20 protein-coding genes are annotated in these 25,965 nt (G+C 70.9%); 11 read left to right on the plus strand and 9 right to left on the minus strand.

Features of this window, described 5'->3' with window-relative positions; genetic code table 11:
* Window positions 1–31: 31 nt before the first annotated feature.
* Genes ACFKCF_RS35540 through yicI form a run of 4 tightly spaced genes read left to right on the plus strand, consistent with a single transcriptional unit; the run spans window position 32 to window position 5,473 of the window.
* Entirely contained in the window at window positions 32–1,384 is a 1,353-nt protein-coding gene (locus ACFKCF_RS35540) for an ABC transporter substrate-binding protein (RefSeq protein ID WP_394499666.1), read from the plus strand.
* Window positions 1,385–1,435: 51 nt separating this feature from the next.
* Window positions 1,436–2,362, plus strand: coding sequence for a carbohydrate ABC transporter permease (locus ACFKCF_RS35545; RefSeq protein ID WP_394499667.1), 927 nt, complete (start codon window positions 1,436–1,438; stop codon window positions 2,360–2,362).
* Window positions 2,359–3,240 carry a carbohydrate ABC transporter permease gene (locus ACFKCF_RS35550; RefSeq protein ID WP_394499668.1) on the plus strand — a complete coding sequence of 294 codons (882 nt, stop codon included), beginning with the start codon at window positions 2,359–2,361 and terminating at the stop codon, window positions 3,238–3,240. The genes ACFKCF_RS35545 and ACFKCF_RS35550 overlap by 4 nt, the downstream gene beginning before the upstream one ends.
* 7 nt (window positions 3,241–3,247) lie before the next feature.
* Window positions 3,248–5,473, plus strand: a complete 2,226-nt coding sequence (gene yicI, locus ACFKCF_RS35555) for an alpha-xylosidase (RefSeq protein WP_394499669.1) — start codon at window positions 3,248–3,250, stop codon at window positions 5,471–5,473.
* 138 nt (window positions 5,474–5,611) lie between these two features.
* Here the strand turns inward: yicI and ACFKCF_RS35560 are convergent, their stop codons facing one another.
* Window positions 5,612–6,190 carry a TetR/AcrR family transcriptional regulator gene (locus tag ACFKCF_RS35560; RefSeq protein ID WP_394499670.1) on the minus strand — a complete coding sequence of 193 codons (579 nt, stop codon included), beginning with the start codon at window positions 6,188–6,190 and terminating at the stop codon, window positions 5,612–5,614.
* A 71-nt stretch (window positions 6,191–6,261) separates the two neighbouring features.
* Here ACFKCF_RS35560 and ACFKCF_RS35565 point away from each other — a divergent pair, with 71 nt between their 5' ends.
* Window positions 6,262–7,788 (plus strand): carboxylesterase/lipase family protein, encoded by a 1,527-nt coding sequence (locus tag ACFKCF_RS35565; RefSeq protein WP_394499671.1) that lies wholly within the window; start codon window positions 6,262–6,264, stop codon window positions 7,786–7,788.
* Window positions 7,789–7,894: 106 nt separating this feature from the next.
* Here ACFKCF_RS35565 and ACFKCF_RS35570 read toward each other — a convergent pair whose 3' ends face one another.
* Window positions 7,895–8,911: a LacI family DNA-binding transcriptional regulator gene (locus ACFKCF_RS35570; RefSeq protein ID WP_394499672.1), complete on the minus strand. Its 1,017-nt coding sequence runs from the start codon at window positions 8,909–8,911 to the stop codon at window positions 7,895–7,897.
* Window positions 8,912–9,098: 187 nt separating this feature from the next.
* Between ACFKCF_RS35570 and ACFKCF_RS35575 the strand changes: the two genes are divergently transcribed.
* Genes ACFKCF_RS35575 through ACFKCF_RS35590 form a run of 4 tightly spaced genes read left to right on the plus strand, consistent with a single transcriptional unit; the run spans window position 9,099 to window position 13,814 of the window.
* Window positions 9,099–10,379 (plus strand): extracellular solute-binding protein, encoded by a 1,281-nt coding sequence (locus ACFKCF_RS35575; RefSeq protein ID WP_394499673.1) that lies wholly within the window; start codon window positions 9,099–9,101, stop codon window positions 10,377–10,379.
* A gap of 5 nt (window positions 10,380–10,384) precedes the next feature.
* A complete protein-coding gene (locus tag ACFKCF_RS35580; protein ID WP_394499674.1) occupies window positions 10,385–11,335 on the plus strand; it encodes a carbohydrate ABC transporter permease in 951 nt (316 codons plus the stop codon).
* Window positions 11,332–12,138, plus strand: coding sequence for a carbohydrate ABC transporter permease (locus ACFKCF_RS35585; protein WP_394499675.1), 807 nt, complete (start codon window positions 11,332–11,334; stop codon window positions 12,136–12,138). Before ACFKCF_RS35580 ends, ACFKCF_RS35585 begins: the two co-directional genes overlap by 4 nt.
* 17 nt (window positions 12,139–12,155) lie before the next feature.
* Window positions 12,156–13,814, plus strand: coding sequence for an amylo-alpha-1,6-glucosidase (locus ACFKCF_RS35590; protein WP_394499676.1), 1,659 nt, complete (start codon window positions 12,156–12,158; stop codon window positions 13,812–13,814).
* A 3-nt stretch (window positions 13,815–13,817) separates the two neighbouring features.
* Here ACFKCF_RS35590 and ACFKCF_RS35595 read toward each other — a convergent pair whose 3' ends face one another.
* The 4 genes from ACFKCF_RS35595 to ACFKCF_RS35610 form a co-directional block, all read right to left on the minus strand.
* Window positions 13,818–15,623, minus strand: a complete 1,806-nt coding sequence (locus ACFKCF_RS35595) for an RICIN domain-containing protein (protein WP_394499677.1) — start codon at window positions 15,621–15,623, stop codon at window positions 13,818–13,820.
* 176 nt (window positions 15,624–15,799) lie between these two features.
* On the minus strand, window positions 15,800–17,011 hold the full coding sequence (locus ACFKCF_RS35600; RefSeq protein ID WP_394499678.1) for an MFS transporter: 1,212 nt from the start codon (window positions 17,009–17,011) through the stop codon (window positions 15,800–15,802).
* A 33-nt stretch (window positions 17,012–17,044) separates the two neighbouring features.
* Complete coding sequence (locus tag ACFKCF_RS35605) at window positions 17,045–17,605, minus strand: TetR/AcrR family transcriptional regulator (protein ID WP_394499679.1); 561 nt, start codon at window positions 17,603–17,605, stop codon at window positions 17,045–17,047.
* Window positions 17,602–18,189: a sugar O-acetyltransferase gene (locus ACFKCF_RS35610; RefSeq protein WP_394499680.1), complete on the minus strand. Its 588-nt coding sequence runs from the start codon at window positions 18,187–18,189 to the stop codon at window positions 17,602–17,604. Before ACFKCF_RS35610 ends, ACFKCF_RS35605 begins: the two co-directional genes overlap by 4 nt.
* 301 nt (window positions 18,190–18,490) lie before the next feature.
* Here ACFKCF_RS35610 and ACFKCF_RS35615 point away from each other — a divergent pair, with 301 nt between their 5' ends.
* Both ACFKCF_RS35615 and ACFKCF_RS35620 read left to right on the plus strand, forming a co-directional pair.
* Window positions 18,491–20,665: a glycoside hydrolase family 127 protein gene (locus ACFKCF_RS35615; RefSeq protein WP_394499681.1), complete on the plus strand. Its 2,175-nt coding sequence runs from the start codon at window positions 18,491–18,493 to the stop codon at window positions 20,663–20,665.
* 93 nt (window positions 20,666–20,758) lie between these two features.
* Entirely contained in the window at window positions 20,759–21,928 is a 1,170-nt protein-coding gene (locus tag ACFKCF_RS35620; protein WP_394499682.1) for a hypothetical protein, read from the plus strand.
* 22 nt (window positions 21,929–21,950) lie between these two features.
* Here the strand turns inward: ACFKCF_RS35620 and ACFKCF_RS35625 are convergent, their stop codons facing one another.
* The 3 genes from ACFKCF_RS35625 to ACFKCF_RS35635 are packed head-to-tail and all read right to left on the minus strand — an operon-like array spanning window position 21,951 to window position 25,964.
* Window positions 21,951–22,193 (minus strand): hypothetical protein, encoded by a 243-nt coding sequence (locus ACFKCF_RS35625; protein WP_394499683.1) that lies wholly within the window; start codon window positions 22,191–22,193, stop codon window positions 21,951–21,953.
* 10 nt (window positions 22,194–22,203) lie between these two features.
* Window positions 22,204–24,384: a hypothetical protein gene (locus ACFKCF_RS35630; RefSeq protein ID WP_394499684.1), complete on the minus strand. Its 2,181-nt coding sequence runs from the start codon at window positions 24,382–24,384 to the stop codon at window positions 22,204–22,206.
* Entirely contained in the window at window positions 24,384–25,964 is a 1,581-nt protein-coding gene (locus ACFKCF_RS35635) for a peroxidase family protein (protein ID WP_394499685.1), read from the minus strand. Before ACFKCF_RS35635 ends, ACFKCF_RS35630 begins: the two co-directional genes overlap by 1 nt.
* Between the last annotated feature and the right edge of the window lies 1 nt (window position 25,965).

Here is a 25,965-nt window from a genome sequence, read left to right on the forward strand (position 1 = left end):
GAGGCGCACCACCCTCGTCCAGGAGATCGTCATGACCCCACCGACCCCGCCCCGACGCCGCCGACCCCGGACGAAGCTGGGCGCCGCGGCGCTGGCGCTCGCTCTGGCGGCGTCGCTGGCCGCCTGCTCGTCCGCCGACACCTCCTCCCCGAGCACGGCGGCGAGCGCGAGCGGGCCGGTCACGCTGCAGGTTTGGACCTGGAACCTGAAGAGCGGCGACCCGGAGGCCGAGGCGATCATCGCCAAGTACCACCAGGAACACCCCGAGGTCACGATCAAGCTGTCGGAGGTCGGCGGGACCTCCGACAGCGCCTCCAAGCTGCTGGCCGCCGACAAGGCCGGCGACACCCCCGACGTCGTGCAGCTGGAGTACCGCGCCGTGCCGGCCATGGTGGTCTCCGGAGCCGTCAAGGACATCACCGCCGACGTGGCGTCCGCCAAGTCGGGCATCGACCCCAACATCTGGGCCCTGACCACCTTCAACAACCAGGTCTACGGCGTGCCCCAGGACATCGGGCCGATGGCGTTCACCTACCGCAAGGACCTGTTCGACAAGTACGGCGTCAAGGTCCCCACCACCTGGGCCGAGTACGCCAAGGCCGCCGAGCAGATCCGCAAGAAGGACCCCGACGCCTACATCGCCAGCTTCGCCGCCAACCAGCTCGAGTTCTTCGCCGCCCAGGCCGCCCAGGCCGGCGCCCAGTGGTGGAGCACCGACGGCAGCGCCTGGAAGGTCGGCATCGACAGCGAGGCGTCGTTGAAGACCGCCGACTTCTGGGAGGACCTCGTGAAGCGGGACCTGGTGAAGGTCGAGCCGCTGCTCACGCCCGAATGGAACGCCCAGGTCAACAAGGGCAAGATCCTGAGCTGGGCCGCCGCGGCCTGGGCGCCCAGCGTCATCTACTCGGTGGCGCCCGACACCGCCGGCAAGTGGGAGTCCGCGCCGCTGCCGCAGTGGACGCCCGGCAACCCCGCCGTCCCGTTCCTGGGCGGATCCGCCTACCTGGTGCCGGCCAAGTCGAAGCACGCCAAGGAGGCCGCGGCCTTCGCCGCCTGGCTCGGCGCCTCCGACGAGGGCTCCAAGCTGCAGCTCACGCTCGACATCTACCCCGGTGGGAACGCCGGGCGCCAGGCGACGTTGACCCACGAGCCGCCTAAGCTGATGCCGCAGCAGAAGGACTTCTACCAGGTCACCGACCAGGTGATCAAGAACACCACCATCCCGGTGACCTGGGGACCCAACGTCAACATCGCCCAGAGCGCCTTCGGTGACGCGCTCAACAAGGCCGCGCTCGACAAGACCTCCTTCCGCGCGGTGTACCAGGCCACGCAGCAGGCCGTCGTCGCCGATCTGCAGAAGTCCGGCTACACCGTCACCAAGTAAGACGCCGAGGGCCCGGCCGGGCCCTCGGCTCGACCCATCTCTGGACGTCTCATGCCCGCCAGCTCCGCCGGGCGACGCCTGCGCATCCGCGCCGTCGCCACCCCGTGGATGTTCGCCACGCCCGCGATCGTCTTGTTCACCCTGTTCCTGATCGTCCCGATCGGCTACGCCGTCTACCTGAGCTTCCGCGGCTTCCGCATCGAAGGCGGCGGCGCGTTCGGGCGGCGGGTGGAGGCCTTCATCGGGTTCGACAACTACGCCGCCGCGCTCTCCGACCCCGAATACGTCGCCGGGCTCGGCCGGGTCCTGCTCTACGGCGTCATCGCCATCCCCAGCGTGCTGGGCCTGGCCCTGCTGTTCGCGCTGCTGCTCGACACCCCCAGGGTGCGGGCGCGCGGCTTCACCCGCACCGCGATCTTCCTGCCGTACGCGGTGCCGGGCGTGATCGCCAGCCTCCTGTGGGGCTTCCTGTACCTGCCCAGCACCAGCCCGCTCACGTACATCGCCAGGCAGCTGAATGCCGGGCCGCTGGACTTCTTCGGCTTCCCCGCCCTGTACTTCTCGCTGGCCAACATCGCGCTGTGGTCCGGCGTCGGCTTCAACATGATCATCATCTTCACGTCGCTGCGCGCCATCCCCACCTCCGTCTACGAGGCGGCCCGCATCGACGGGGCGAGCGAGTGGCAGATCGCCTGGCGCATCAAGATCCCGCTGGTCGCCCCCGCGCTCGTGCTCACCGGCCTGTTCTCCGTGATCGGCACCCTGCAGCTCTACAGCGAGCCGGCCACGCTGCGGCCGATGACGACCACGATCAGCGCCACCTGGGTGCCGCTGATGAAGATCTACCAGGAGGCGTTCACGAACGACAACCTCGGCGGGGCCGCGGCCGCCTCCGTGGTGCTGGCCGTGGGCATCCTGGTCATCTCGCTGCTGCTGCTGCGGTTCTTCCAGCGCCGGACCTTCGGAGACAACGCATGACCGCCGTACCCCGCACAGGAGACCGCCAGTTCCGCCGCCGCCCGGCCGCGGCGCGGCGGCCACGCCTCCCGCTGATCGTGCTGCTGCTCGGCGCGCTGTACTGCCTGACGCCGGTGGCCTGGGTGGTCATCGCCGCCTCCAAGACCTCGCGCGAGCTGTTCACCACCTTCTCCTTCGCCCCCGGCACCGGCATCCTCGAGAACCTGGCCAACCTCAGCGCCTACGGCGGCGGCCAGTTCTGGAAGTGGGGGCTCAACTCGCTGCTCTACGCCGGCGTCGGCGCGATCCTGTCGACGCTGGTGTCGGCCATGGCCGGCTACGCCCTGGCCAAGTTCCGCTTCCGCGGGCGCGAGGTCCTGTTCTCCGTGATCCTCGCCGGCGTGCTCGTGCCCGGCATCGTGCTGGCCGTCCCGCAGTATCTGCTGATGGCCGCCGTCGGCCTGGCCGGGACCCACTGGTCGGTGCTGCTGCCGGTCATCATCAACCCGTTCGGCATCTTCCTGTGCCGGGTCTTCGCCGCCGCCTCGGTGCCGGAGAGCACGCTGGAGGCGGCGCGCCTGGACGGCGCCGGGGAGACCCGGATCTTCGGCACCATCGTCCTGCCCATGATGACGCAGGGGCTCGTCACGGTGTTCCTGCTGCAGTTCGTCGGCATCTGGAACAACTTCCTGCTGCCCTTCATCATGCTCTCCGACCAGGACAAATATCCGATCACGCTGGGCCTGTACACGTTCCTGGGCAAAGGCGCGGGCGACGGGGACCTGTACTCGCTGGTCATCATGGGCTCGGCCGTCTCCGTCATCCCGCTGATCGCCCTCGTCCTGGTGCTGCAGCGCTTCTGGCGCGCCGACCTGCTGGCCGGCGGATTGAAGGGATGACCCACCGATGAAGTTCACCGACGGGCTCTGGCAGCTGCGCCCCGGCGTCACCGCGCTGTACGCGGCCGAGGCGTACGACGTCTTCACCGAGGAGAGCGCGTTCACCGTGACCGCGCCGACCACCGTCATCCACCGCCGCGGCGACACCCTCAACCGGCCGGTCCTCTCGCTGAGACTGTCGTCACCGCTGGAGAACGTGATCCGCGTCCGCATCGACCACCACGCGAGCGACGAACGCGGCTTCGACCTCGTCGGCGCCGAGGACGGCCACGGCATCGTCAAAACGGGCGACGCGACGACGCTCGTCAGCGGCGCGCTGAGCGCGACCATGGCCCCCGGAGCCCCCTGGGACCTGTCGTTCCACGGCGACGGGCGCCCGCTGACCTCCAGCGGCCCCAAGTCCATCGGCTACTTCCGGCTCGCCGAGGACGCGCAGGTCGATCCGGCGCCGGTCGGCCACACCCGCGCCCCCCTCCACCTCGCCCAGCAGCTCGCGCTCGGCGTGGGCGAGGTGGTCTACGGGCTGGGGGAGCGCTTCGGGCCGCTGGTCAAGAACGGCCAGACGGTGGAGATCTGGAACGCCGACGGCGGGACCTCCTCGGAGCAGGCCTACAAGAACGTGCCCTTCTACCTCACCAACCGCGGATACGGCGTCTTCGTGAACCACCCGGGGCACGTCTCGTACGAGATCGGGTCGGAGACGGTGCAACGCGTGCAGTTCTCGGTGGCGGGGGAGGGCCTCGAGTACTTCGTGATCTACGGTCCGACCCCCAAGCAGATCCTGGAACGCTACACCGCGCTCACCGGCCGCCCCGCGCGCCTGCCCGCCTGGTCCTACGGTCTGTGGCTGTCGACCTCGTTCACCACGGAATACGACGAGCAGACGGTGACCTCGTTCATCGACGGGATGGCCGAGCGCGACCTGCCGCTGTCGGTCTTCCACTTCGACTGCTTCTGGATGCGCGAGTTCAACTGGTGCGACTTCCGGTGGGACCCGCGGGTCTTCCCCGACCCCGAGGGCATGCTGGCCCGCCTGCACGCCAAGGACCTGCGCGTCTGCGTGTGGATCAACCCCTACATCGGTCAGCGCTCGCCGCTGTTCGCCGAGGCCGCCGCGCAGGGCTTCCTGCTGAAGCGTCCCGACGGGTCGGTCTGGCAGGGGGACCTGTGGCAGGCCGGCATGGGACTCGTCGACTTCACCAACCCCGACGCGACGCGCTGGTTCCAGTCGAAGCTGCGCGCGCTGCAGGACCAGGGAGTCGACGCGTTCAAGACCGACTTCGGGGAGCGCATCCCGCTCGACGTCGCCTACTTCGACGGCTCCACGCCCGAACGGATGCACAACCTCTACACGCACCTCTACAACACAGCGGTGTTCGAGGTGCTGGAGGAGCGACGCGGCCGGGGCGAGGCGGTGCTGTTCGCGCGCTCGGCGACCGCGGGCGGCCAGCGGCTGCCGGTGCACTGGGGCGGCGACTCGGGATCGACGTACGAGTCCATGGCGGAGAGCCTGCGCGGCGGCCTGTCGCTCGCGTTCTCCGGCTTCTCCTTCTGGAGCCACGACATCGGCGGCTTCGAGGGCACCCCCGACCCAGGCGTCTTCAAGCGCTGGGTCGCCTTCGGGCTCATGTCCTCCCACTCGCGGCTGCACGGCTCCACCTCCTACCGCGTTCCGTGGGCCTTCGACGAGGAGGCCGTGGAGGTGACCCGGCTGTTCACCAAACTCAAGCTCCGCCTGATGCCGTACCTGTATCAGGCGGGCGTCCAGGCGCACGAGAGCGGGACACCCGTCATGCGGCCCATGGCGATGGAGTTCCCCGGTGACCGCAACGCCGCCCACCTCGACACCCAGTACATGCTCGGCCCGGACCTGCTCGTCGCGCCCGTCTTCACCCCGGACGGGACGGTGGAGCTCTACCTGCCCGACGGCACGTGGACGAACTACCTGACGGGGGAGCGCGTGCGGGGCGGGGGCTGGCGCACCGAGCGGCACGGCTTCACCTCGATGCCGATCTACGTGCGCGAAGGCGCCGTCCTGCCCATCGGCGCCAGGGACGACCGCCCGGACTACGACTATCTCGACGGCCTGACCCTGCGCGTCTACCCGGGACCGGACGGCGAGACCACCCTCACCGTCACCGACCACGCCACCGGCGAGCCCACCCAGATCACCGTCACCCGCGACGGCGGCGAAGCGCGGGCCTCCTCCGGGTGGACCTGCGAACTCGCCTGACGGCGCGGTCAGCGGACGGGCAGGATCACCGCCGACGGGTGCTGGCCGGCGGTGCGGAGGGTGGCGCGGGGCTCGTATCCCGGCGGCGGCCAGGACGCGAACTGCGCAGCTTGCGCTGGACGAACCGGCTGTTCAGGTTCATCGCGGGCGACCCCCAGGGGTGCGGGCGAGGGCTGTCGAGAGGCGCAGCAGGCGGTCGGCCAGGGCTTCGGGGTCGAGGGGGTCGTCGGCGTCGATCAGCCAGTCGTTGACGATCGTGCCGGTCCCGCCCGCGATCAGCACGGCCAGGTCCTGCGCCGTGGCGTCGTCGAGGTCGCCGAACGCCTCCCGCAGGCCCGTCACGGTGATGAGCGAGCCGAACAGCCTGTTCAGGTCCCGGGTCATCGGGAAGGCGCAGGATCCGGTGAGCATCGCGCGGTAGAAGGGCCGGTGCCGGGCGAAGTGCCGGGCCATCGCCAGCATGCGCGCGCGAGGCGGTGCGCCCTCGTCCCCGGCCTCGGGGATGAGCTCGCGTTCGACCAGGTCGGTCGCGGCCGCCACGAGGAGCGCGTCACGGTCCCCGAACTGCAGGTACACCAGCTGCCGGCTGACGTCCGCGGCGTCGGAGAGCTCGCCGACGGGAAGGGCCGTGGTGCCACGCTCGGAGACCAGGCGTACGGCGGCGGTCATGAGGGCGGCGCGGGAGCGGCGCACCCGGCGGTCCTGTCGATCCTGCACGCCCGCAACTCTAGACAGGTGTCAAAAAATGGACAACAGTTAAATCAGTCGAATTAGGGCAAGGAGTCGCCATGTCCCCAGCCGAGGAGCCCGAGGTCCGTACCGCCGCCGGCGTGGTGCGCGGCCGCACGGAGGACGGCCTGGCCGTCTTCCGCGGCATCCCGTACGCCGAGCCCCCGATCGGCGCGGCCCGCTTCCAGGCGCCGCGGCGCGTGCGCGGCTGGGACGGCGTACGGGAGGCGTTCGCCTTCGGCCCGCCGGCCCCGCAGGAGGCGATCATGGCCGGCCGCGACGGCGGGGAGCTCTTCAAGGGCGCGGGAGACGACTGGCTGACCGTCAACGTCTGGACGCCCGACCCCGACCCGGCCGCCCGCCGCCCGGTGATGGTGTGGATCCACGGCGGCGCCTACAAGCTCGGTTTCTCCGGCAGCCCCGGCTACGACGCCCGGCACGTCGCCCGCGACGGCGACGTGGTCTTCGTGTCGCTGAACTACCGCCTCGGCGTCGAGGGCTTCGCTCAGATTGACGGGGCGCCCGCCAACCGTGCCCTGCTCGACCAGGTCGCGGCCCTGGAGTGGGTGCGGGAGAACATCACGGCGTTCGGCGGCGACCCCGGCCAGGTGACCGTCCTCGGCGATTCGGCCGGCGCCGGGTCCATCGCCGCGCTGATGGCCATGCCGAGCGCGGCGGGGCTGTTCCGGCGCGCCGTCGGGCAGAGCCTGCCGGGCACGTTCTTCTCCGACGCCCTGGCCAGGGACGTCGCGACGGCCCTGGCGGCCGAGGCGGGCCTGCGCCCGACCGCCGGGGACCTGTCGGGCGTGGATCCGCGGGAGCTGCCGGCGATCGGGCACGCCCTGGAGTCGAAGATGCGGCAGTACGAGGACCGCTGGGGCGCGTTCGCGCACACGCTCACCCTCTTCTCACCCGTCGTCGACGGCGAGGTGCTGCCGGCCGCGCCCTGGCAGGCCCTGGCGGGCGGCGCGGGACGGGACGTGGAGCTGATCATCGGCCACACCCGCGACGAGTTCCGCACGTTCCTCCTCTTCTCCGGACAGCTCGGCAAGATCACCGAGGAGCAGGCGGCGGAGGCGCTGCGCCGCTTCGGTCCCGGCGAGGACGGCGAGCGGGCCTACCGCGCGGCGTTCCCCGGCGCGTCCGCCGAGGAGCTCTACGAGCTCGTGCAGACCGACTGGCTGTTCCGCATGCCGACGCTGCGCCTGGCCGAGGCGCAGGCGGCCGGGGGCGGCCGGGCCCACCTGTACGAGTTGACCTGGCAGTCCCCGGGCAACGGCGGAGTCATGCGCGCCTGCCACGGCCTGGACGGCCCGCTGCTGTTCGGCACCTACGACGCCCACCTGGGCCCGGCGGCCATCGGACCGGAGCACACCGCCGAGGCCCGCGAGCTGACGGCCCAGATCCGCACGGCCTGGACGTCCTTCGCGACCGCGGGCGACCCGGGCTGGCCCGCCTACGACGCCGAGCGGCGCCTGACCCGGATCTTCGACACGCCGCCGTCGGTCGCGGCGTACCCCGAGGAGACCTCGCGCCGCCTGTGGCAGGACCACGTCTTCGGGGCGCTCCCCCTGCTGACAGGCTGAGAGTTGAGCCATGCGTCTTTCCCGATCGGAAGGTGATGCTCGAATCGATTCGACTGGACCATAAGCGCCTCCTGGCGTGGCGGTCAAGAGTCGGGCCGTCCCGCGATCAGTCGCGCGGCCGGGCGGGCCCGGTGGTGCTGCGCAGCGAGATGGGCGGGGCCACCAGGAGGTGGCGCTGCGGGGTGCCGGGGTCGGCGACGCGCTGGAGGAGCAGCTCGACGGCGCGGGCGCCCATCTCGTCGGCCGGGACGTCGGCGGCGGTCAGCGGCGGGTGCAGGTTCTCGGCCCAGTGCTGGGCCGCGACCCCGGCGATGGAGAAGTCGCCGGGCACGCTCAGGCCCGCTTCGGCCAGCCCCCGGTACATGCCGGCGACGGCGGCCTCGTTGATGGTGGCGATGGCGGTCAGCCCCGGATGCTCGGCGAGGAGCTGCTGCAGGCACGTCTGCCCGGCCTGGGCGTCGTCGGCGCAGCAGACCCGCGTGCCGCGCAGGCCGCGTTCGGCGATGGCGCGGTCGAAGCCGGCCTGCGCCCGGTGGCCCGGGCCGTAGCCGGCCGCGACCAGTTCGGCGTTGCGGTTGACCAGCGCCAGCTGCCGGTGGCCGAGGTCGGCCAGGTGGTGGACGCACTTGGCGATCAGCGTCTCGTAGTCGATGTCCACCCAGGACATGTCCTCCGGGTGCCGGGTGCGGCCGATGCCGACGAACGGCAGGCCGAGCTCCTGCAGCCGGGCGACCCGGTCGTCCTCCAGCCGGATCTCCATGAGGATGACGCCGTCCACGCGGCGGCCGGTGACGACGCGTTCGAAGGAGCGGTCGTGCTCGCCGCCGGAGGGCGACAGCAGGACGTCCAGGTCGGCGCGGGCGGCGGCGTCGACCACGCTGGCCACGAAGCCGAGCTGCATGTCGGTCAGGCGCTGGCTGGCGGGCGGGATGACCAGGCCGATCGTGCGGGTGCGGCCCTCCTTCAGCGCCCTGGCCGAGGCGTTGGGCCGGTAGCCCAGCTCGTCGATGACCGTCAGGATGCGGCGCTTGGTCTCCTCCGACACCGGGCGCTTGCCGGTGAGCGCGTACGAGACGGTGCTGCGCGACACGCCCGCCCGCTTGGCGATCTCTCCGATGTTCACCCGTGCTCCTCGTCCGTTTCGTCGATCGGCGACCATCGTAGGTCGAACCGGTTCATGACGTGGCACTCCGTCGGCCCATTGACGTCTGCGGCAGAGCGGGCCTATCTTCGGTCGAACCGATTCGGCGAATCGATTCGACCTGTTTCCCGAAACAACCTCGTCACGCCTGTCAGCGGAGGTCAGCTCAATGAGATCAGCGGCAAGGAGCCGGCGTGCGGCCGGCGCGAGTCTGGCGGTCCTGGCCGCCGTGGGCGGGCTGGTCGCCTGCTCGTCATCGCCCGGAAGCGGCAACGAGGGCGGCCCGGCGAGCACCGGTCAGGCCACCGCAGGCGGGACGTACACGATCTGGGACCCGTACCCGCAGTACGACAAGACCTCGGAGTGGGTGAAGCTGCTGGACAAGTGCGGCACCGACGCCGGGGTCAAGGTCGAGCGCACCGGCTACGACACCAGCGACCTGACGAACAAGGCGCTGCTGGCGGCCCAGCAGGGCAACGCGCCGGACGTGCTGATCGTGGACAACCCGGTGGTCTCGACGCTGGCCGAGGCCGGGGTCCTGACGACCACCGAGGAGAACAAGCTCGACGTCTCCGCGATCGCGCCGAACCTGCTGGCCGCCGGTCAGAGCGGCGGCAAGACGTACGGCGTCCCGATCGGCGCCAACACCCTCGCCCTCTACTACAACAAGGACGTCCTGAAGAAGGCCGGGGTGGACATCGCCGCGGTGAAGGACTGGCCCTCGCTGACGGCGGCGCTGGAGAAGGTGAAGGCGGCCGGGAAGAAGGGCATCACCTTCTCGGCGATCGGCACCGAGGAGGGCAGCTTCCAGTTCCTGCCCTGGTTCTGGGGCTCGGGCGCGAACCTCACCAAGCTCGACTCGCCCGAGGGCGTCTCGGCCGTGGCGCTGTGGAGCGACTGGCTGAAGAAGGGGTACGCCCCCAACTCGGTCATCAACAACACCCAGACCACGAGCTGGCAGGAGTTCGCCACCGGCGACTTCGCCTTCGCCGAGAACGGCACCTGGCAGCTCGCCAACGCCAAGAAGACCGGCTTCGGCTACGGCATCATCCCGATCCCCGGCAAGGCCGGCGGCACCGCGCCCGCGCCCACCGGCGGCGAGTTCGTCAGCATCCCGGTCCAATCCGACACCGGCCGCTACGCCACCTCGCAGAAGCTGGTGACCTGCCTGACCAGCACCGACAACTCGCTCACCACGACCACCACCCTGTCCTACATCGCGCCCACCGAGGCGGTGCAGGCCAAGCAGGTGGCGGCCGACCCCGATCTGAAGGTGTGGGTGGACGCGGTCAAGGCGGCCAAGGGCCGCACCAGCGACGACCTGGGCACCAAATATCCGAAGATCTCGGAGCCGATGTGGGGTGCGGTGCAGGCGGCGCTGAGCGGGTCCAAGTCTCCGCAGGAGGCGATGACGGCGGCCCAGGCGGCCGCGGCGAGCGCGACCCAGTAGGCAGCATGAGCCGAGTCATACAGGAACCCGTGCGTTCCGCCCGGACGGCGGCACCTGGCCACCGGGCGGCACGCGCGCGGTCGGGCCAGTGGGCGGCCTGGGCCTTCCTCGCCCCGGTCGTGCTCTACCTGCTGGTCTTCTACGCCTATCCGCTCTACCGCAACGCCGAGCTGAGCCTGCGCAACTACACGGTGCGCTCGTTCGTGCGGGGCGACGCCCCGTTCGCCGGGTTCGCCAACTACGCCAAGGTGTTCGCCGACGCCACCTTCGGGCCGGCGCTGTGGCACACGGTGGTGTTCACGCTGGTCTCGCTGGCCTTCCAGTTCGCCATCGGGCTCGCGCTGGCGCTGTTCTTCCTGAAGAACTTCCGGCTGTCGGCCACGCTCCGGGGACTCTTCCTGGTGCCGTGGCTGCTGCCGCTGATCGTGTCCGCCTCGACGTGGTCGTGGATGCTCAACAGCGACTCCGGCGTGGTCAACGCCGTCCTGGCCTGGTTCGGGATCGGGCCGGTCAACTGGCTGACCTCGCCGGACTGGTCGCTGTGGTCCGTCATCATCGCCAACATCTGGATCGGCATCCCGTTCAACCTCGTCGTCCTCTATTCGGGGCTGCAGGCGATCTCGCCGGACATCTACGAGGCCGCCGCGCTGGACGGGGCCAACGGGTGGCAGCGGTTCTGGAAGGTGACGTTCCCGCTGCTGCGGCCGGTGTCGGCGATCACGTTGCTGCTCGGCCTGGTCTACACGCTGAAGGTGTTCGACATCATCTGGATCATGACCAAGGGAGGGCCGAGCGGGGCTTCCACCACGTTCGCGACCTGGTCCTACCGGCTCGGGTTCGGCAATCTGGTGCCCGCCTTCGGGCCCGGCGCCGCCGTGGGCAACCTGCTCATCGTGACGGCGCTGGTCTTCGGGCTGGTCTACATCCGCGCGCAGCGCAGGCAGGCCGCGGCATGAGGCGCGTCAAGACCGCGATCGGGCTGGTGCTGACCGCCGTGATGCTGTTCCCGGTCTACTGGATGATCAACGTGTCGTTCACCCGTGACCAGGACATGCGCAAGAGCCCGCCGAACTGGTTCCCGGTCGACGGCACCCTGGACGGCTACCGGACGGTGCTGGACCAGCAGCTGCCCTACCTGGGGGTGAGCCTGGTCGTCGGGCTGGGGACGGTGGCGCTGACCCTGGTGCTCGCGGCGCCGGCGGCGTACTCGCTGGCCAAGCTGCGCCCGCGCGGCGGCGCGGCGCTGAGCTTCGTGCTGCTGGTGGCGCAGATGATCCCCGGGATCATCATGGCGATGGGCTTCTACGCCATCTTCCTGTCCACCGGCGTGCTCAACACCGTCCCCGGGCTGATCGTGGCCGACTCCACCCTCGCCGTGCCGTTCGCGGTGCTCATCCTGACCACGTTCATGTCCGGCATCCCCGAGGAGCTGCTGCAGGCCGCCCGCACCGACGGCGCCGGGGTGGTGCGGACGTTCGTGTCGATCGTGCTGCCCGTGAGCCGCAACTCGATCATCACGGTGTCGCTGTTCGCCTTCCTGTGGGCGTGGTCGGACTTCATCTTCGCCTCCACCCTCGACCAGGGCGGCGACCACCAGCCGATCACCCTCGGCATCTACCACTACATCGGCAACAACAACCAGGAGTGGAACGCGATCATGGCCACCGCCGTGATCGCCTCCATCCCGGCCACGATCCTGCTCGTCGTCGCCCAGCGCTACGTCGCCGCCGGCGTCACCGCGGGCGCCGTCAAAGATTGAGAAGGGACCCTCGCTCCATGACCGTCGCCGCTTCAGGCCCGGTGTTCTCCCTGCGGGAAATCCCGTTCAGCTACCGCGGGTCCTGGTTCGGCTTCTCGCCCGTGGTGGCGGAGAAGACCTACGCCGAGGACGTGCACCTGGTCTCCCACCAGACCGGCATGCACGCGATCCTGCGACTGATCCCCACCGCTGAGACCGCCGTCACCGCCACCCCGCACCAGCTCACCTGGAGCGGTGGCGACGGCCGGATCGACCTCGCCTACGAGAGCGCCGACACGGTACGCGTGCGCGGCCGCGGCCTCGGGCTCCGCCTGCTGGCCGCCGACCCGGTCCTGACGCCGTTCAGCGGCCCGTACTTCTACCGGGACCCCGTCGACGGGTCGTACGTCTTCACCGTCTACCAGACCGGCCGCCGCTACCGGATCACCCTCCTGGCCGGGCAGGCCGAACACCTCGGCCCGCAGGCGCTGGGGACCGCCGAACGCGGTCTCGTCCTCAGCGGCGAGTGGGAGATCGCCATCGAGGAGTACGAGACCGCCCGCGCTCCCTATGCCGGCGCGGACGCCTTCGAGCAGGTGGCCAAGGCGGCGCGGGCCGAGTTCGACGCGTTCGCCGCGGCGGTCGCGCCGTGGCGCGGCGACCGGACGCCCGCCGCCGAACTGGCCGCCTACGTGCTGTGGTCGGCCACCGTGCGCCCCGCCGGGTTCGTCACCCGGCCCGCCGTGCTCATGTCCAAGCACTGGATGGACAAGGTGTGGAGCTGGGACCACTGCTTCAACGCCATCGCCCTGGCCGGGGGCCTGCCCGACCTGGCCTGGGACCAGTACCACCTGCCCTTCGACCACCAGGACGCCGCCGGCGCGCTGCCCGACTCCGTCACCCACTCCGAGATCCTCTACAACTTCGTCAAACCCCCGATCCACGGCTGGGCCCTGCGCCACCTCCCTGCGGCGCCGGACGTCTACCCGCTGCTGGAACGCTGGACCACCTTCTGGCTGGAGGCCCGCCGCGCCCCCGGCCGCGAGCTGCCGCACTACCAGCACGGCAACGACAGCGGCTGGGACAACGCCACCACCTTCGACCCCGAGCGCGTCGTCGAGAGCGCCGACCTGGCCGCCTTCCTCGTGCTGCAGCTGCGCGAGCTGGCCCGCCTGGCCCCCGACCCGGCCGCGTCCGCCCGGTGGAGCGCGCAGGCGGATCGGATGCGCGACGCGCTCCTCGCCGAGCTGTGGGACGGCGAGAAGTTCGTCGCCCGCGGCGCGCTCTCAGGCCGCACCTGGTCCAGCGCCAGCCTGCTCGACCTCATGCCGATCGTGCTGGGGGAGGAGCTGCCGGAGCCCGTCCGGGCGGCGCTGGCCGCCCGGATCGAGCGGCACCTGACCGCGTTCGGCCTGGCGACCGAGCTGCCCGGCTCGCCGCACTACCTGGACGACGGCTACTGGCGCGGCCCCATCTGGGCGCCCTCGACCGTACTGATCGAGGACGGGCTGCGCCGCGCCGGATACCCGGACCTGGCCGACGAGATCAGCGCCCGCTTTCGCGCGCTGTGCGAGGCGTCGGGGTTCGCCGAGAACTTCGACGCCCGCACCGGCGAGGGACTGCGCGACCGGGCCTACACCTGGACGGCCAGCGCCTACCTCCACCTGGCCGCCGCCCACGAGAGGCGCAGGGCCTGACGCTCACCGGCCCCAGAGCCGCCAGGTCTGGTTGAGCGGGCTCGCCTGGCCGGCCGGGTTGCAGGTCCACTGGTGGACGGGAGCTTTGGGCGCGGTCGAGATGGTGCTGACGTCGACGCACTTGCCGCTGTGGCGGGCGACGAGCTGGTGGTCCCGGGGATCGTTGCCCGCGTAGGTGACCCTGCGCAGGGTGAACTCCTGGTTCTGCGCTCCGCCGGCGCACGTCCACTGGCGCACCGGCGCCCCGTCGGCCGTGGAGGACCCGCTCACGTCGAGGCACTTCCCGCTCTGCTGGTTGACCAGCGTGTAGGTGTTGGCCACGCCGGCGACCGGCCGGAAGTTCCACAGCTGCTGGTCGCCGCCCTCGCAGTAGAACTGCTGCTGCACGTTGCCGTCGGCCGTGCTGAGGTCGGTGTTGTCCAGGCACTGCTGGGAGTGCTGCGCGACCGCGACGGACTGGAAGCCACCCTCGGATGGCGGCAGCAGGGTGATGGTGAACGTCTCGTCGGCGTTGGTGTGCGGCAGGTTCACCGTGGCGGCGTTGCCGGACAGCGTCAGGACCGTGTTCTGCACGGTGACCGGCCCCTGGACCGCGCCGCCGCCGTTGAACGGGATGCGCTGGACGACCGCGCGGACCTGGTTGTTCTGCACGATGCCGCTGGTGGCGTCGAGCCGCCGGAGGCCGACGGCGACGTTGCCGGTCGTCCCGCCGCCGCCCACGAGGACCTTGGCCACGCCGGCCGTCTTGGTGGCGAAGGCGTCGTACGCCGGGCTCGGGGTCACCGAGACGATCTGGCCGGTCTGGGAGCCGTAGAAGCGGTAGACCCACCATTCGCCCTTGGGCAGGTGCTGCCCGGCGCTGTTGCGGACGAGCAGGTTCGCGAGATCGTTGTGCAGGTTGCCGGCGCTCGCCCAGTTCGCCCGTAGCCCGTCGGCGCCCGCCCGCTCCAGCCGGGCGATGTACCACGCGCCGTCCCCCGGGTTCTGCTCGTTGGTGGCGGCGTACTCGTTGATCTGGTACGGGCGCGGATGCGGGATGCCGCGCGCGTCGAGCGTGGCGTTGGCGGCCGCCACGTTGGCCACCGGGTCGCCCGGCAGGGAGTGCCAGCTGACGATGTCGGGGACGACGTTGTTGGCGCGGACGAAGTCGAGGTAGGCGTTCCAGAAGGAATGCGTGGTGGAGGGCACGCAGGCGCAGCTGGGGCCGACGATCAGGTGGCCCGGGAAGGCGGCGCGGATGCGCTGGTAGCTGCGGCGCCACAGCTCGAAGTACTGGGCCTGCGGGCGGTTCCAGAACAGGGAGAGATTGGGCTCGTTCCAGATGTCCCACTGCACGGTGATCCCGGCGGCCCGAACGTCGTTGATCAGGCGGGTGAGGAAGGCGTCATAGTCGGACCAGTTGCCGTTGTCGCCGGGGAAGCGCGAGATCGGGTAGCCGTCCGCGCCCCATAAGTCGTGGGGGAGGATGATGAACTGGCCGCCGAGGGCGATCGTCCGGCGGGCCTGGGCCAGCGTCGCGTTCCACCGGCGGTCGTAGGCGCCCGACACCCAGCCGCCGGGCGAGCCGAGTTGCGCGCCGCCGGCCCGCATGTACCGGAACTTCACGTCGCGGAAGAAGTGGTCCGCCGGCCCTGACGCGTTCTCCGTCATGCCGTAGATCCAGCCGGACGCGCGGTAGGCCGGGGCGCCGCCGGCCACGGAGAAGTCGACGCTGATGGATTCGTCCGCGGCCTGCGCCGGCGCCGGGACGGCCTGGAGGGCGACGGCGATGAGCATCGCGGCGAATGCGCGGAGTGGGGTGGTCGTCATCTGGGGTGGCTCCTTCGAGAGTCGGGGGGAAGGGAAGGACCACGCAGGGCTATCCGTGAATCGATTCGGTGTACAGACATGCAGGCACAGCTCAGCATGCCCAGGAGGTTCAGCGAATCGATTCGATCGGATCGTAGATCTCGTGCCGGAGACGTGTCAACGGCGGGTGCGGCGATTCAGGCCCGGGTGCGGTTCACCAGGACGCGGCCGAGGACGACCGTGACGGCGCCGGCCAGGACGACGGACAGCAGGCCGACGCGCAGGCTGGTGAGGTCGGCCACGAATCCGACGAGGGGAGGCGACAGCAGGAATCCTCCGCGCAGCAGCCAGCTGACGATGGTGAGGCCGGCCCCCGCGGGCAGGCCGGGTAGCTCGTCGGCGGTGTGCATGGCGGCCGGGACGAGGGTGGCGACGCCGAGCCCGGCGAGGGCGAAGCCGGCCAGCGAGGTCGCGACCGACGGAACGGCGAGCGCGGCGCCCATGCCGATCGCGGCCAGCGCCCCTCCGGCACGCACGACGGTACGCTGCCCGAAGCGGTCGACGACGCGGTCACCGGTGAGGCGGCCGACGGTCATGGCGACCTGGAGGGCCACGACGGCCATGCCGGCGGTGGCGGCGTCGGTGCGCAGGTCGCCGCTGAGGTAGAGGGCGCCCCAGGACGCGCCGGCGTCCTCGACGAGGGTGCCGCACGCGGCCAGCACACCGAGCGCGGCGAGCATCCGCACGGCGGAGCCCGTGAACGAGCGCCACCCCTCACGACGGGGCGGGTGGCCGTCCTGGACCTCGGCGGGGCGCTCCGCGTCCTCCGGGCCGGGCAGCAGGAACCGGTAGGCGACGAGGGCGGTCACGCTGAACAGCGTCGCGGAGATGCCCAGGTGGACCGCGAGGGGGATGTCGAGACCGGCGGCGGCCGAGCCCATCAGGCCGCCCAGGACCGCGCCGACGCTCCACACGCCGTGCAGCGAGTTGACGATGGAGCGGCCGTAAAGGCGCTGCACCCGCAGGCCGTGGGCGTTCTGCGCGACGTCGACGATCGCGTCGAGGGCGCCCACGACGAACAGCACGCCGCCGAACGCGACCCAGTTCGGCACGAAGGGGATGAACAGCGTCGCGACAGTGGTCACCACGATCCCCAGCGCCCCCACGCGCGCGGAGCGGAAGCGGCGGATGGCGGCGCCGGCGAGCAGCCCGGCCAGCAGCGCGCCGATCGGGTGCGCGGCCAGCGCGGTGCCGAAGACGGCGTTGCTCAGGCCGAGGTCGGCCTTGATCTGCGGGTACCGCGGGACGATGTTGAAGAACACGGTGCCGTTGGTGAGGAACAGCGCGGCGACGGCGGCGCGGGCCAGGCGGGCCTGGCGGGTGGGCGTGGTGAGGGGGGCAGCGGACATCGGCTTCCGATCGCGTAGGCGCAGGGGAGGGGGTCAGCGCAGGTACCGGTGGATGGCGTGGCGGATCTGCCCGGGCGTCATCGGGTCGGTCGACAGGGCGCTGTGCAGCACGAGCCCTTCGATGAGCGCGTCGAGCTCCCGGGCGGTGGTGGCGTCGAAGTGGCGTTCCAGCGCCTGGCGGCTGCGCGCCATCCAGGCCTGGGTGACGACGCGCAGGGCCGGGTTGCGCGCCGCGGCCACGTACAGCTCCACGGTGAGGACGAGGTCGTGCCGCGAGCCGAGCAGGTCGTCCGACACCAGCGTGATGACGGCCTCGACCGCCGCGTCCCGGTCCGGGGCGGCGCTCAGCCGCTCGTCGAAGACGCGGGCCACCGAGTCGGCGTGCCGCGTGAACGCCTCGGCGAGCACCTCGTCGAGGGACGTGAAGTGGTAGGTCATCGAGCCCAGCGGCACGTCCGCGGCGCGGGCGATCTCCCGGTGCGTCGTCCCGGCGACGCCGCGCTCGGCGATGACGGTGAGCGCGGCGTCGATCAGCCGGTCCCGCCGCCCGGGGTCGTGCCGGCGAGGCCGCCGCGGGGTGGCGGGACCGCTCACGTCGCGCCCGGCTCGACCGTGCGGATCACGCGGGCCGGGTTGCCCACGGCCACGACGTTCGCCGGGAGGTCCCGGGTGACCACCGCGCCGGCGCCCACCACGGTGTTCTCCCCGATCGTGACACCGCCCAGGACGATCGCCCCGCTGCCCAGCCACGCGTTGTCGCCGATGGTGATCGGCTCGGCGGCCTCCCACTTCGCGCGGCGCAGCTCCGGGTCGAGCGAGTGCGTCGGCGTCATGAGCTGCACGTAGGAGCCGATCTGCACGTCGTCGCCGATGGTGATCGGCGCGACGTCCAGGGCCACGAGGCCGAAGTTGGCGAACGATCGCGCGCCGATGCGGATGTGGCTGCCGTAGTCGACCCGCAGCGGCGGCCGGATCTCCGTTCCCTCGCCGACCGCGCCCAGCAGCTCGGTGAGCAACCGGCGCCGCTGCTGCGGATCGCGGGCGGACGTCGCGTTGTAGGCGTCCATCAGGTCCATGGCCCGCAGGTTGTGCTCCGCCAGCTCGGGGTCGTCGGCGATGTAGAGGTCGCCGGCGAGCATGCGTTCGCGCATCGAGCGGTCGTCGAGTTCGGACATCATACGTACAAGCGTACACATCCAATGTACGTGCGTACATATCGGCCCGCATCGCCCGTCCGCGCATGGAGGTGGTTTTCGGCGGGCGCAATATCGTCCGCGGTCCCTTGACGGGCCCAATGCGGTCGTTGACACTCCCGAACTGTGGGCCTGGGAAAGAAGCGTGACGCCTTCAACCAGAGCCGATAGGACAGCGACCATGCACTGACTGGCGCGGACCAGCTCCACGTCGCAATGTTAGCGCTACCATCCGCGGCCCACATGCCCTCCACATCGGATCCCGAGTGACGAAGAGGACAGTGCGATGCCAGAAATGGTGCCCAGGCGCGAGGCGCTTCGACTGGCGGCGTTGGCGGCCGCCACCACGTCCGCGTTCGCGTCGGCGACGCCCGCCGCAACGGCCCGGGCCGCGGCCCACGCGGTGGCCCCTCCGCCGCAGAACGACCCCCCGGTGCCCGGCAGCTGGATCGTGAAGCCGTTCGCCAACAGCCAGGTCACGCTGGGCGCGAGCCTGTTCACCGCCAACCGGGATCGGATCCTGGCCTTCCTGCGCTCCTATTCGGCCGACCGGATGCTCGCCAATTTCCGGGCCAACGCCGGTCTGGACACGCTGGGCGCGCAACCACCCGGCGGCTGGGACGACGCGACCGGTAATCTGCGCGGGCACTACAGCGGGCACTTCCTCAGCGCCCTCGCTCTGGCCTACGCGGGCTCTGGCGACGCCTTGTACAAGAACAAGGTCGACTACATGGTCACCGCGCTGGGCGAGTGCCAGAACGCGCTGGCCGCGAAGGTCGGGCAACCCGGCGGCCCGAGCCACCCCGGCTTCCTGGCCGCCTACCCTGAGACGCAGTTCATCCAGCTGGAGCAGTACGCGACCTATCCCACGATCTGGGCGCCGTACTACACCTGTCACATGATCATGAGAGGGCTGCTCGACGCCTACCAGTACGCGGGCAACGAGCAGGCGCTCGAGATCGTGCTGAAGATGGGCGACTGGGTCCACAGCAGGCTGGGTCACCTTCCGCGGGCCCAGCTCGACCGCATGTGGGGCATCTACATCGCCGGCGAGTACAACGGCATGAACGTCGTGATGGCCGACCTCCACGCCCTCAGCGGCAAGGCGGAATACCTCGCGACGGCCAAGTGCTTCGACAACACCGCGCTCCTGGCGGCCACCGTCGACCAGCAGGACACGCTCAACCGCAAACACGCCAACCAGCACATCCCCCAGTTCGCCGGATACCTGTCCGTCTTCGAGCAGAACCAGGAACGCCGCTACTTCGACGCGGCCGTGAACTTCTGGGACATGGTCGTCCCGCACCGCATCTTCACCGACGGCGGCCTGGCCGGTCCGGCCGACAACGGCGAGCTCTTCGGCGCGCGCGACGTCATCGTCGGCACCCTGGGCACCAACAACGCCGAGACCTGCTGCAACTACAACCTGCTCAAGCTGAGCCGGGCCCTGTTCTTCCACACCGCCGACCCCAAGTACATGCAGTACTACGAGCGGGCGCTCTACGGCCAGATCCTCGCCTCCCGCCGCAACACCGACAGCACCACCAATCCGCTGCTGACCTACTTCATCCCGATGCGGCCGGGTGCGGCGCGCAGTTACGGCAACCTCGGCACCTGCTGCGGCGGCACCGGACTGGAGAGCCACACCAAGTTCCAGGATTCGATCTACTTCCGCTCCGCCGACGATTCGACGCTCTACGTGAACCTCTACATGGCCTCGGAGCTCAACTGGGCGGAGAAGGGCTTCGTGATCAGGCAGGTCACGAACTACCCGGCCGACCCCGCGGGGGTGACGACGCTGACGGTTACGGGCAGCGGCCGGCTGGTGGTCAAGCTGCGGGTGCCGTACTGGGTGGAGAAGGGCTTCACGGTCCTGGTCAACGCGACCGACCAGCAACTGGACGCCAAGCCCGGCGAGTACGTCACGCTCGACCGGCAGTGGCGGAGCGGCGACACCGTGAGGATCGCGATGCCGTTCTCGCTGCGGATCGAGAAGGCGCTGGACATGCCGGCCACCCAGAGCATCGCCTACGGGCCGGTGCCGATGGTCGTCAAGAGCAACCAGACCACCTTCCGCCAATTCTCCTTCTACAAGGACTTCACCCTCTCCGGGGACCTCGCGCGCGCCGTCACGTCCACCGGCCCGATGAGCTTCACGGCGAACGGCCTGCCGCTGGTCCCCCTCTACATCAACAACACCGACCGCTACCACGCCTACTTCCGGCGCGTCGAGCCGACCATCGTCTTCGGGAGGATCGACTCAGGCGTGGCCAACCGCGCGCGGGCGGATTCGGTGACGTTCCTCGACGCGGTCTGGAAGAACGCGCCCTTCGCGAACCAGGGACAGTTCGTGTCCACCGTGACCCGCACCGCGGAGGAGTGGGTCGCGGCCGGCCTGATGACCTCGGCGCAGAAGGACACGGTGGTCTCCACGGCCACCCGGGCCAGGCTCCCCGGCTGAGCGCTGACCGTGCTCCGGCCAGCGGCGGAACTTGTCGCACTTGTACGGCATGCTGCCTTTGATCATCAACCGCTTGGACGATTGAAGGACACCATGGCGCGACTGCTCCGCAGCATCGACGACGAGTTATACGTGGAATACGGAGAACTCGGTCTCGCGGGCACCGATCTTCCCGCGATCAGCAGCCCGGACCCGGAGGATTACCACTACATCGCCGCCGTCCGCATGGAGGCATGGGACGCCGAGCCACCAGGCGTCGACGACTCGTGGACGCAGGTCGATCAGCCGACGTTCGTGGCTGACAGCGGAGTGATCCACGCGGCCTCCATGATGGACGGGCGAGGACACGACTTCCTCATCGGCCCGCCGTACTTCGAGTACGGACTGACCGCGCACGCGCGAACGGTCGACGCGCGGGGTGAGGACGACGACCCCGACCTGCGTTGGCTGTTGCGGTTCTGGCCCATCCGCGACGCGTTCGACCCGCTCATCCACATGCGGGCGATGGAGCGCTTCATCCGGATGCCCAAGGAGTACGTGCCGCTGCCACTCCCACCCGAGATGCTGCCTCCGCCCCTGGAACCCCGACCGGCACCCGTCCCCGTTTCCACGGCGCAGGAGTGGGCCGCCATGCAGCCAGGGGAGTTCGGTGACCGGCTCCGGCGGCTGGAGGAACGGCTTGCCGAGATGGGCGTCACGGTCCACGACTGGCTTCGGGAGCAGGGCGCCGACATCTCCGACGATACGCCCGTCACCGCGGACGTCTTCGACGATCTCAAGGAGCGGCCGGGACGCTTCCGCGATCCCTATGTCGATCGCTACTTCGACCGGGCCGGGAAGATGTTCGGGCTGCCGCACGGCTTCGACAGCTGGGAACCGCATGTCCAGGAGGAGCGCCTGCGCGAGCTCGCCGACGACGAACGCATCGCCAAGGACCTGAACCCCCACCGCGCCCGCGAGTTCTCCATGCCCTACCAGCAGCGGGGAGCCGAGCGCCTCGACCCCGGGAGCACCCGGCGCCTCTGGCGATGGGAAGACGAGATCATCGACGGCCTGCCGTTCGACGAGAGCCTCGTGGTCGGCCGGCAAATCCATGCTCGCGACCCCCGCACCCGGCAGATCTACGCGTCGGGCATCGTCACGATCCTCCGCCCCGAACGCTACGACGGCCGGGCCAACTGGTACGTCGTGCGCGATGCGGAGCCACACGAGGCCGCACGCGTCCTGTGCTCCGAGGCCACGTGGCTCGATGCGGACACCTGACAGTGGTTGAGTCGCCCCCCCGTCATGGGCTCGCCTCGGCCGCGTAGCGGCTCAGGCGCTGCGCGGCCGTCTCCAGGTCGGCGGCGGCCGCCGCGCAGGCGGCGAGGTGGGCGGTCACCGATGCGTGCAGCCAAGGCGGCGCCCCGCCGCCGGCCTTCAGCCCTGCCTCGATCGCGTGCAGGCGCTCGGCGCAGGCGGTCAGAGCGCGGGCGTCCGAACGCAGGACTTCGGCGTGGGCGATGATCGCGGCGATCTGGGCGGACATGACTCCTCCGTCAGGCGGGCGCCACCGGGACGGCGGCGTCCCGGAGCGTCTGGCGGGTGGTGGCCGACAGGCACAGCAGCGGGCGGGCGCCGTCGAGCCCCAGCTCGCGGAGCCGGTCGGCCAGCGGGTGGGTCGACCGCGGCTCGACGACCAGCCGCAGTGACGGCGCCGGGTGCAGCCGGGCCTGCCCGCGGGCCCGGACGCAGGACCGCAGCACGGCGCCGGCCTCGCGTGTGTAGCCGACCAGGCCCGGATCGCTCAGGGGCAGTCCCGGACCGAGCCGTCCGCGCATAGCGAGGATCTGGCCGGCGGTGACGTGGGCGGACCGGGTGCCGAGCAGCCGGAGCTCCAGTGGCGTCAGGTACGTCTGGCCGCCCCACAGCCGCGGGCCGAGGCCGCCGACGATCGTGGTGTCGACCGCGGAGCCGACGAGGAAGCTGCCGGAGCGGCGCAGGTCCGCCGCCCGCAGCAGGTCAGGCCAGCCGGAGTGGCCGGAACGTCGCCTCAGCGGGTCGGACCAGACGGGAGAGCGGGAGCGTCGGCGGAACGGGCCGGGCACGACGACTCCGACATGCAGCTCCCCGTATCCGCCCGCACTGGCGTGCCTGTTCCAGGCGGCGTGCACGGCGACCAGCGCACGGCCCGCCACCTGGACGGCGGGACCGAGCCCCGTGCCCTCCAGCAGGCCGGCCGCCGCCGTCGGGCGCGCGGCGAAGTACGCCGTGAGCGCGTCGCCGTCGCGGCACCTGATCGGCAGTTCGACGGTTCCCTCGGGACCGTCCACGGCGCGGGTGGGGACGGTCAGGAAGGGGAACTCCTCCGGGTCGGGCGGGCGGTCGAACAGCAGGTACGCCTGGGAACGCACGACCTGCCCCCGGAAGGGCGCAAGCCGCTCGTCGATGAGCTCGCGGGCCTCGGGCAGGTCGTCGGCGATGTTGGCGAGGTAGCGCTCGATGCTGTGGCATTGCGGGAACAGGTGGGTGGAGTCGGCGTAGTCGACCACGTACCAGTCGGGGTGCAGGTCGAAGCAGGTGCCGGCGCCCTGCCCGTCGAGGGTGGGGATGATGTCGTGCTGGTTGGTGACGCTGGCCACCCAGGTGCGCGGGTCGGCGGGGCGTTTGAAGTCGACGGGCGAGCCGACGGCGACGGCGTGGGTGACGGTGTGACGGGCGCAGAAGTCGGGGTCCTGCGCCAGGTTCATGAGCGCCGCGCCGCCCGCGCTGTGCCCGACGAGCGCCAGTTCGGCGCCCGGAGGCAGCCCGTAGTCGGCGACGGCCGCGGCCAGGGCGCGGCTGTAGGGGCTGCCGGCCAGGACGGCGCTGCTGAACGCGCCGAGCAGGTCCTGGGGCGATTCGCCGTCGGGACGTCCCACTCGCATGCCCGGCGCCTGGAGGACGTGGCGGATCACGCCGTCGGGTCCTTGGACGCTCTGCATGAGGGCCCGCCCGGTGGTGCCGATCGTGCTGAGGTTGCCCAGGAAGCCGAGCAGCGACCCCCGCGTGCACAGCCGGGCCGACTCGGCCGCGGTCAGCTCGATCCGGCGCGCGGCGCCCTCCCCGGTGTCGAGGACGGCGATGGCCCTGTTGCTCATGCCGGTGATCGGATCGGCGGTGGCGAAGCCCTTTCCCGTGGCGATGAGCCAGGCGGTGGCGTCGTTGAGCGGGTTCTCGTCCAGCAGCGCGCGCAGCGCGAGAACCTCGCCGAAGACCGGGGCGAGCTGGCTGAGCGCGCGCACCGCACCGCGGTCCTTGAGCAGGGAGCGCAGGGCCCGGACGGCCTCCAGATCGCGGTCGGCGGCGGCCGCGTCGATGAGGCGGGCGAGCATGGGGTCCCCGGTCAGCTCGGGGTGAGCGAGCGCCACGGCTGCCACGCGCAGCCGCAGCGACGTGGCCAGCACGCGTACGGCCAGACTCTCGGCCCCCAGCATGGCGCCGGCCTTGGCGGCCACGGTGGCCAGCCGGCCGCCGGTGAACGCGCATCCGAGGCCCCGGCGGTTCGTCGTGGCCCGCAGCAGCGCATGGTAGGCGGGCCGGGCCGCCGAGGGAGCGTGCGGCAGGGCGCGCAGCAGCGCGTCGTCGGTGAGCGCGGCCGTGGCGTGAGCCGCCGCGTCCTGGATGGTGAGCGCGATGTCCACCAGCTCGCGGGCCGCGGCGCGCAGCGACCCGGCGGCCGGATCGTTCTCCCCGGTCATCACCGGGCCTGCCGGGACATGCTGACGAAGCGGGGGCTCGGGTCCTCCGGCGTGTTGCGGCGCAGCACGTCCGACAGCGTGCGCGTGGCCGCGATGACCCGCACGCCCTCCGGGGAGAACGTGGCGGCGTTGAAGATCCGCGGAGCCAGCAGCGGGTTGGTGAGCGCCTGGGAGAAGGCGTCGATAGCGATGATCTTGGTCAGCAGCGGAGGCAGGATCGCGGCGGGGGATCCGGGTTCCTCGGCGAACAGCCCGACGTACAGGTCGACGTCGTCCACGTCGCGGTAGAGCTCGCGCAGCGCGCCGCTGACCCGCCGATCGCCGGAGATCTGCTCGAAGGCCCGCACCCTGGGGAAGCGGCAGTGCTCGCGGTAGCTGTTGTACGGGGCCAGGTCGAGCGCCCGGGAGTCGGCGATGCTGGCCACGTCGATCTCCCGCAGGACGGGGTCGGTGTTGAACAGGCCGATGCGGCCGGCCCGCTGGCGGGAGGCGTCCTCGAACAGCCGTCCGAGGCCGGGACCGGGGATCAGCGCGCTGCCGAAAAAGGTCTGGGCCATCGGCAGGTCGCGCCCGCCCACCGACAGGTGGGACGGGATCAGGCTGTGCCAGCGGTAGACGAGGTTGAACTCCACCGAGGCCCAGTTCTGCCGGTGCCAGGGCGCGCGGTCCAGCAGCGCCGACAGCCGCGGGTCCAGGGTGAACCGGAAGTGGTAGGGGGTGATGTGGTTGATGTACTCCTCGACGACCAGTTTGATCAGCAGCACGATGAGGACGTTGCGGGCCGTCTGGAACAGCCGCTCGTCGTCCCATCGCGGATGTCCCCGGGCGAGCAGCCGTGCCACCCTGTTGTGCTCGCGCAGGAACAGCACCGTGAGCATGGTGAAGCCGATCTGGCCGTTGCCCCGGTCGCTGCCGGTGGCGAACAGCGTGTCGCGTTGCGCGTCGGAGAGCTGGTCGAAGCGGATGACGCTCAGCGGGGCGAACTCCGGCTTGATCTTGCCGTTCTCGCACAGGTAGGGCGGAAACTCGCCGCCGTTGACGAGCCGGCTCTTGAGCAGCCCGCCGTCGAACGTGCGCAGTGCGGCCGTCGCCGCCTCGTCGAGGCCGTACACCTGGTTCAGGTCGATGTGATGGTTGGAGCTGTTCTTGCGCGGGTCGCGCGGGATGCTGGTGTCGCCGCGCAGGAAACCGTCGGTGAACCATTGGGCGAAGTACGCGAAGAGCACCGTGGAGCGCGGGCAGGGAATCATGGACTCGCCGCGGGTGAACAGGGCGCCGGCGCTCTCGGGAGTGGGACGGTCTCCCTCGGCCACGGGGACCGGGGGCAGGTGCCTGCCGCTGTAGGTGCGGTCGGTCAAGGAGGCCCACGAGGTGTAGTCGGCCATGGTGCTCAACGGCTCGGGGCGCGGTGGCATCTCGCGGATCGCATGGTCGATCAGCGAGGCGTTGATCCGGCGCCGGACCGGCCTGCTGCTCTGTACGAGGTCCCAGAACGGCCGGCCGTTGGTCAGGGCCAGGAACCTGAGCCGGTTGGCGAGACCGTCCGTGGCGATGCTGCGTGCGCGTGCTCGGCCCGCCATC

The sequence above is a fragment of the Nonomuraea sp. JJY05 genome (genome assembly GCF_043496855.1).
Taxonomy (GTDB): Bacteria; Actinomycetota; Actinomycetes; order Streptosporangiales; family Streptosporangiaceae; genus Nonomuraea.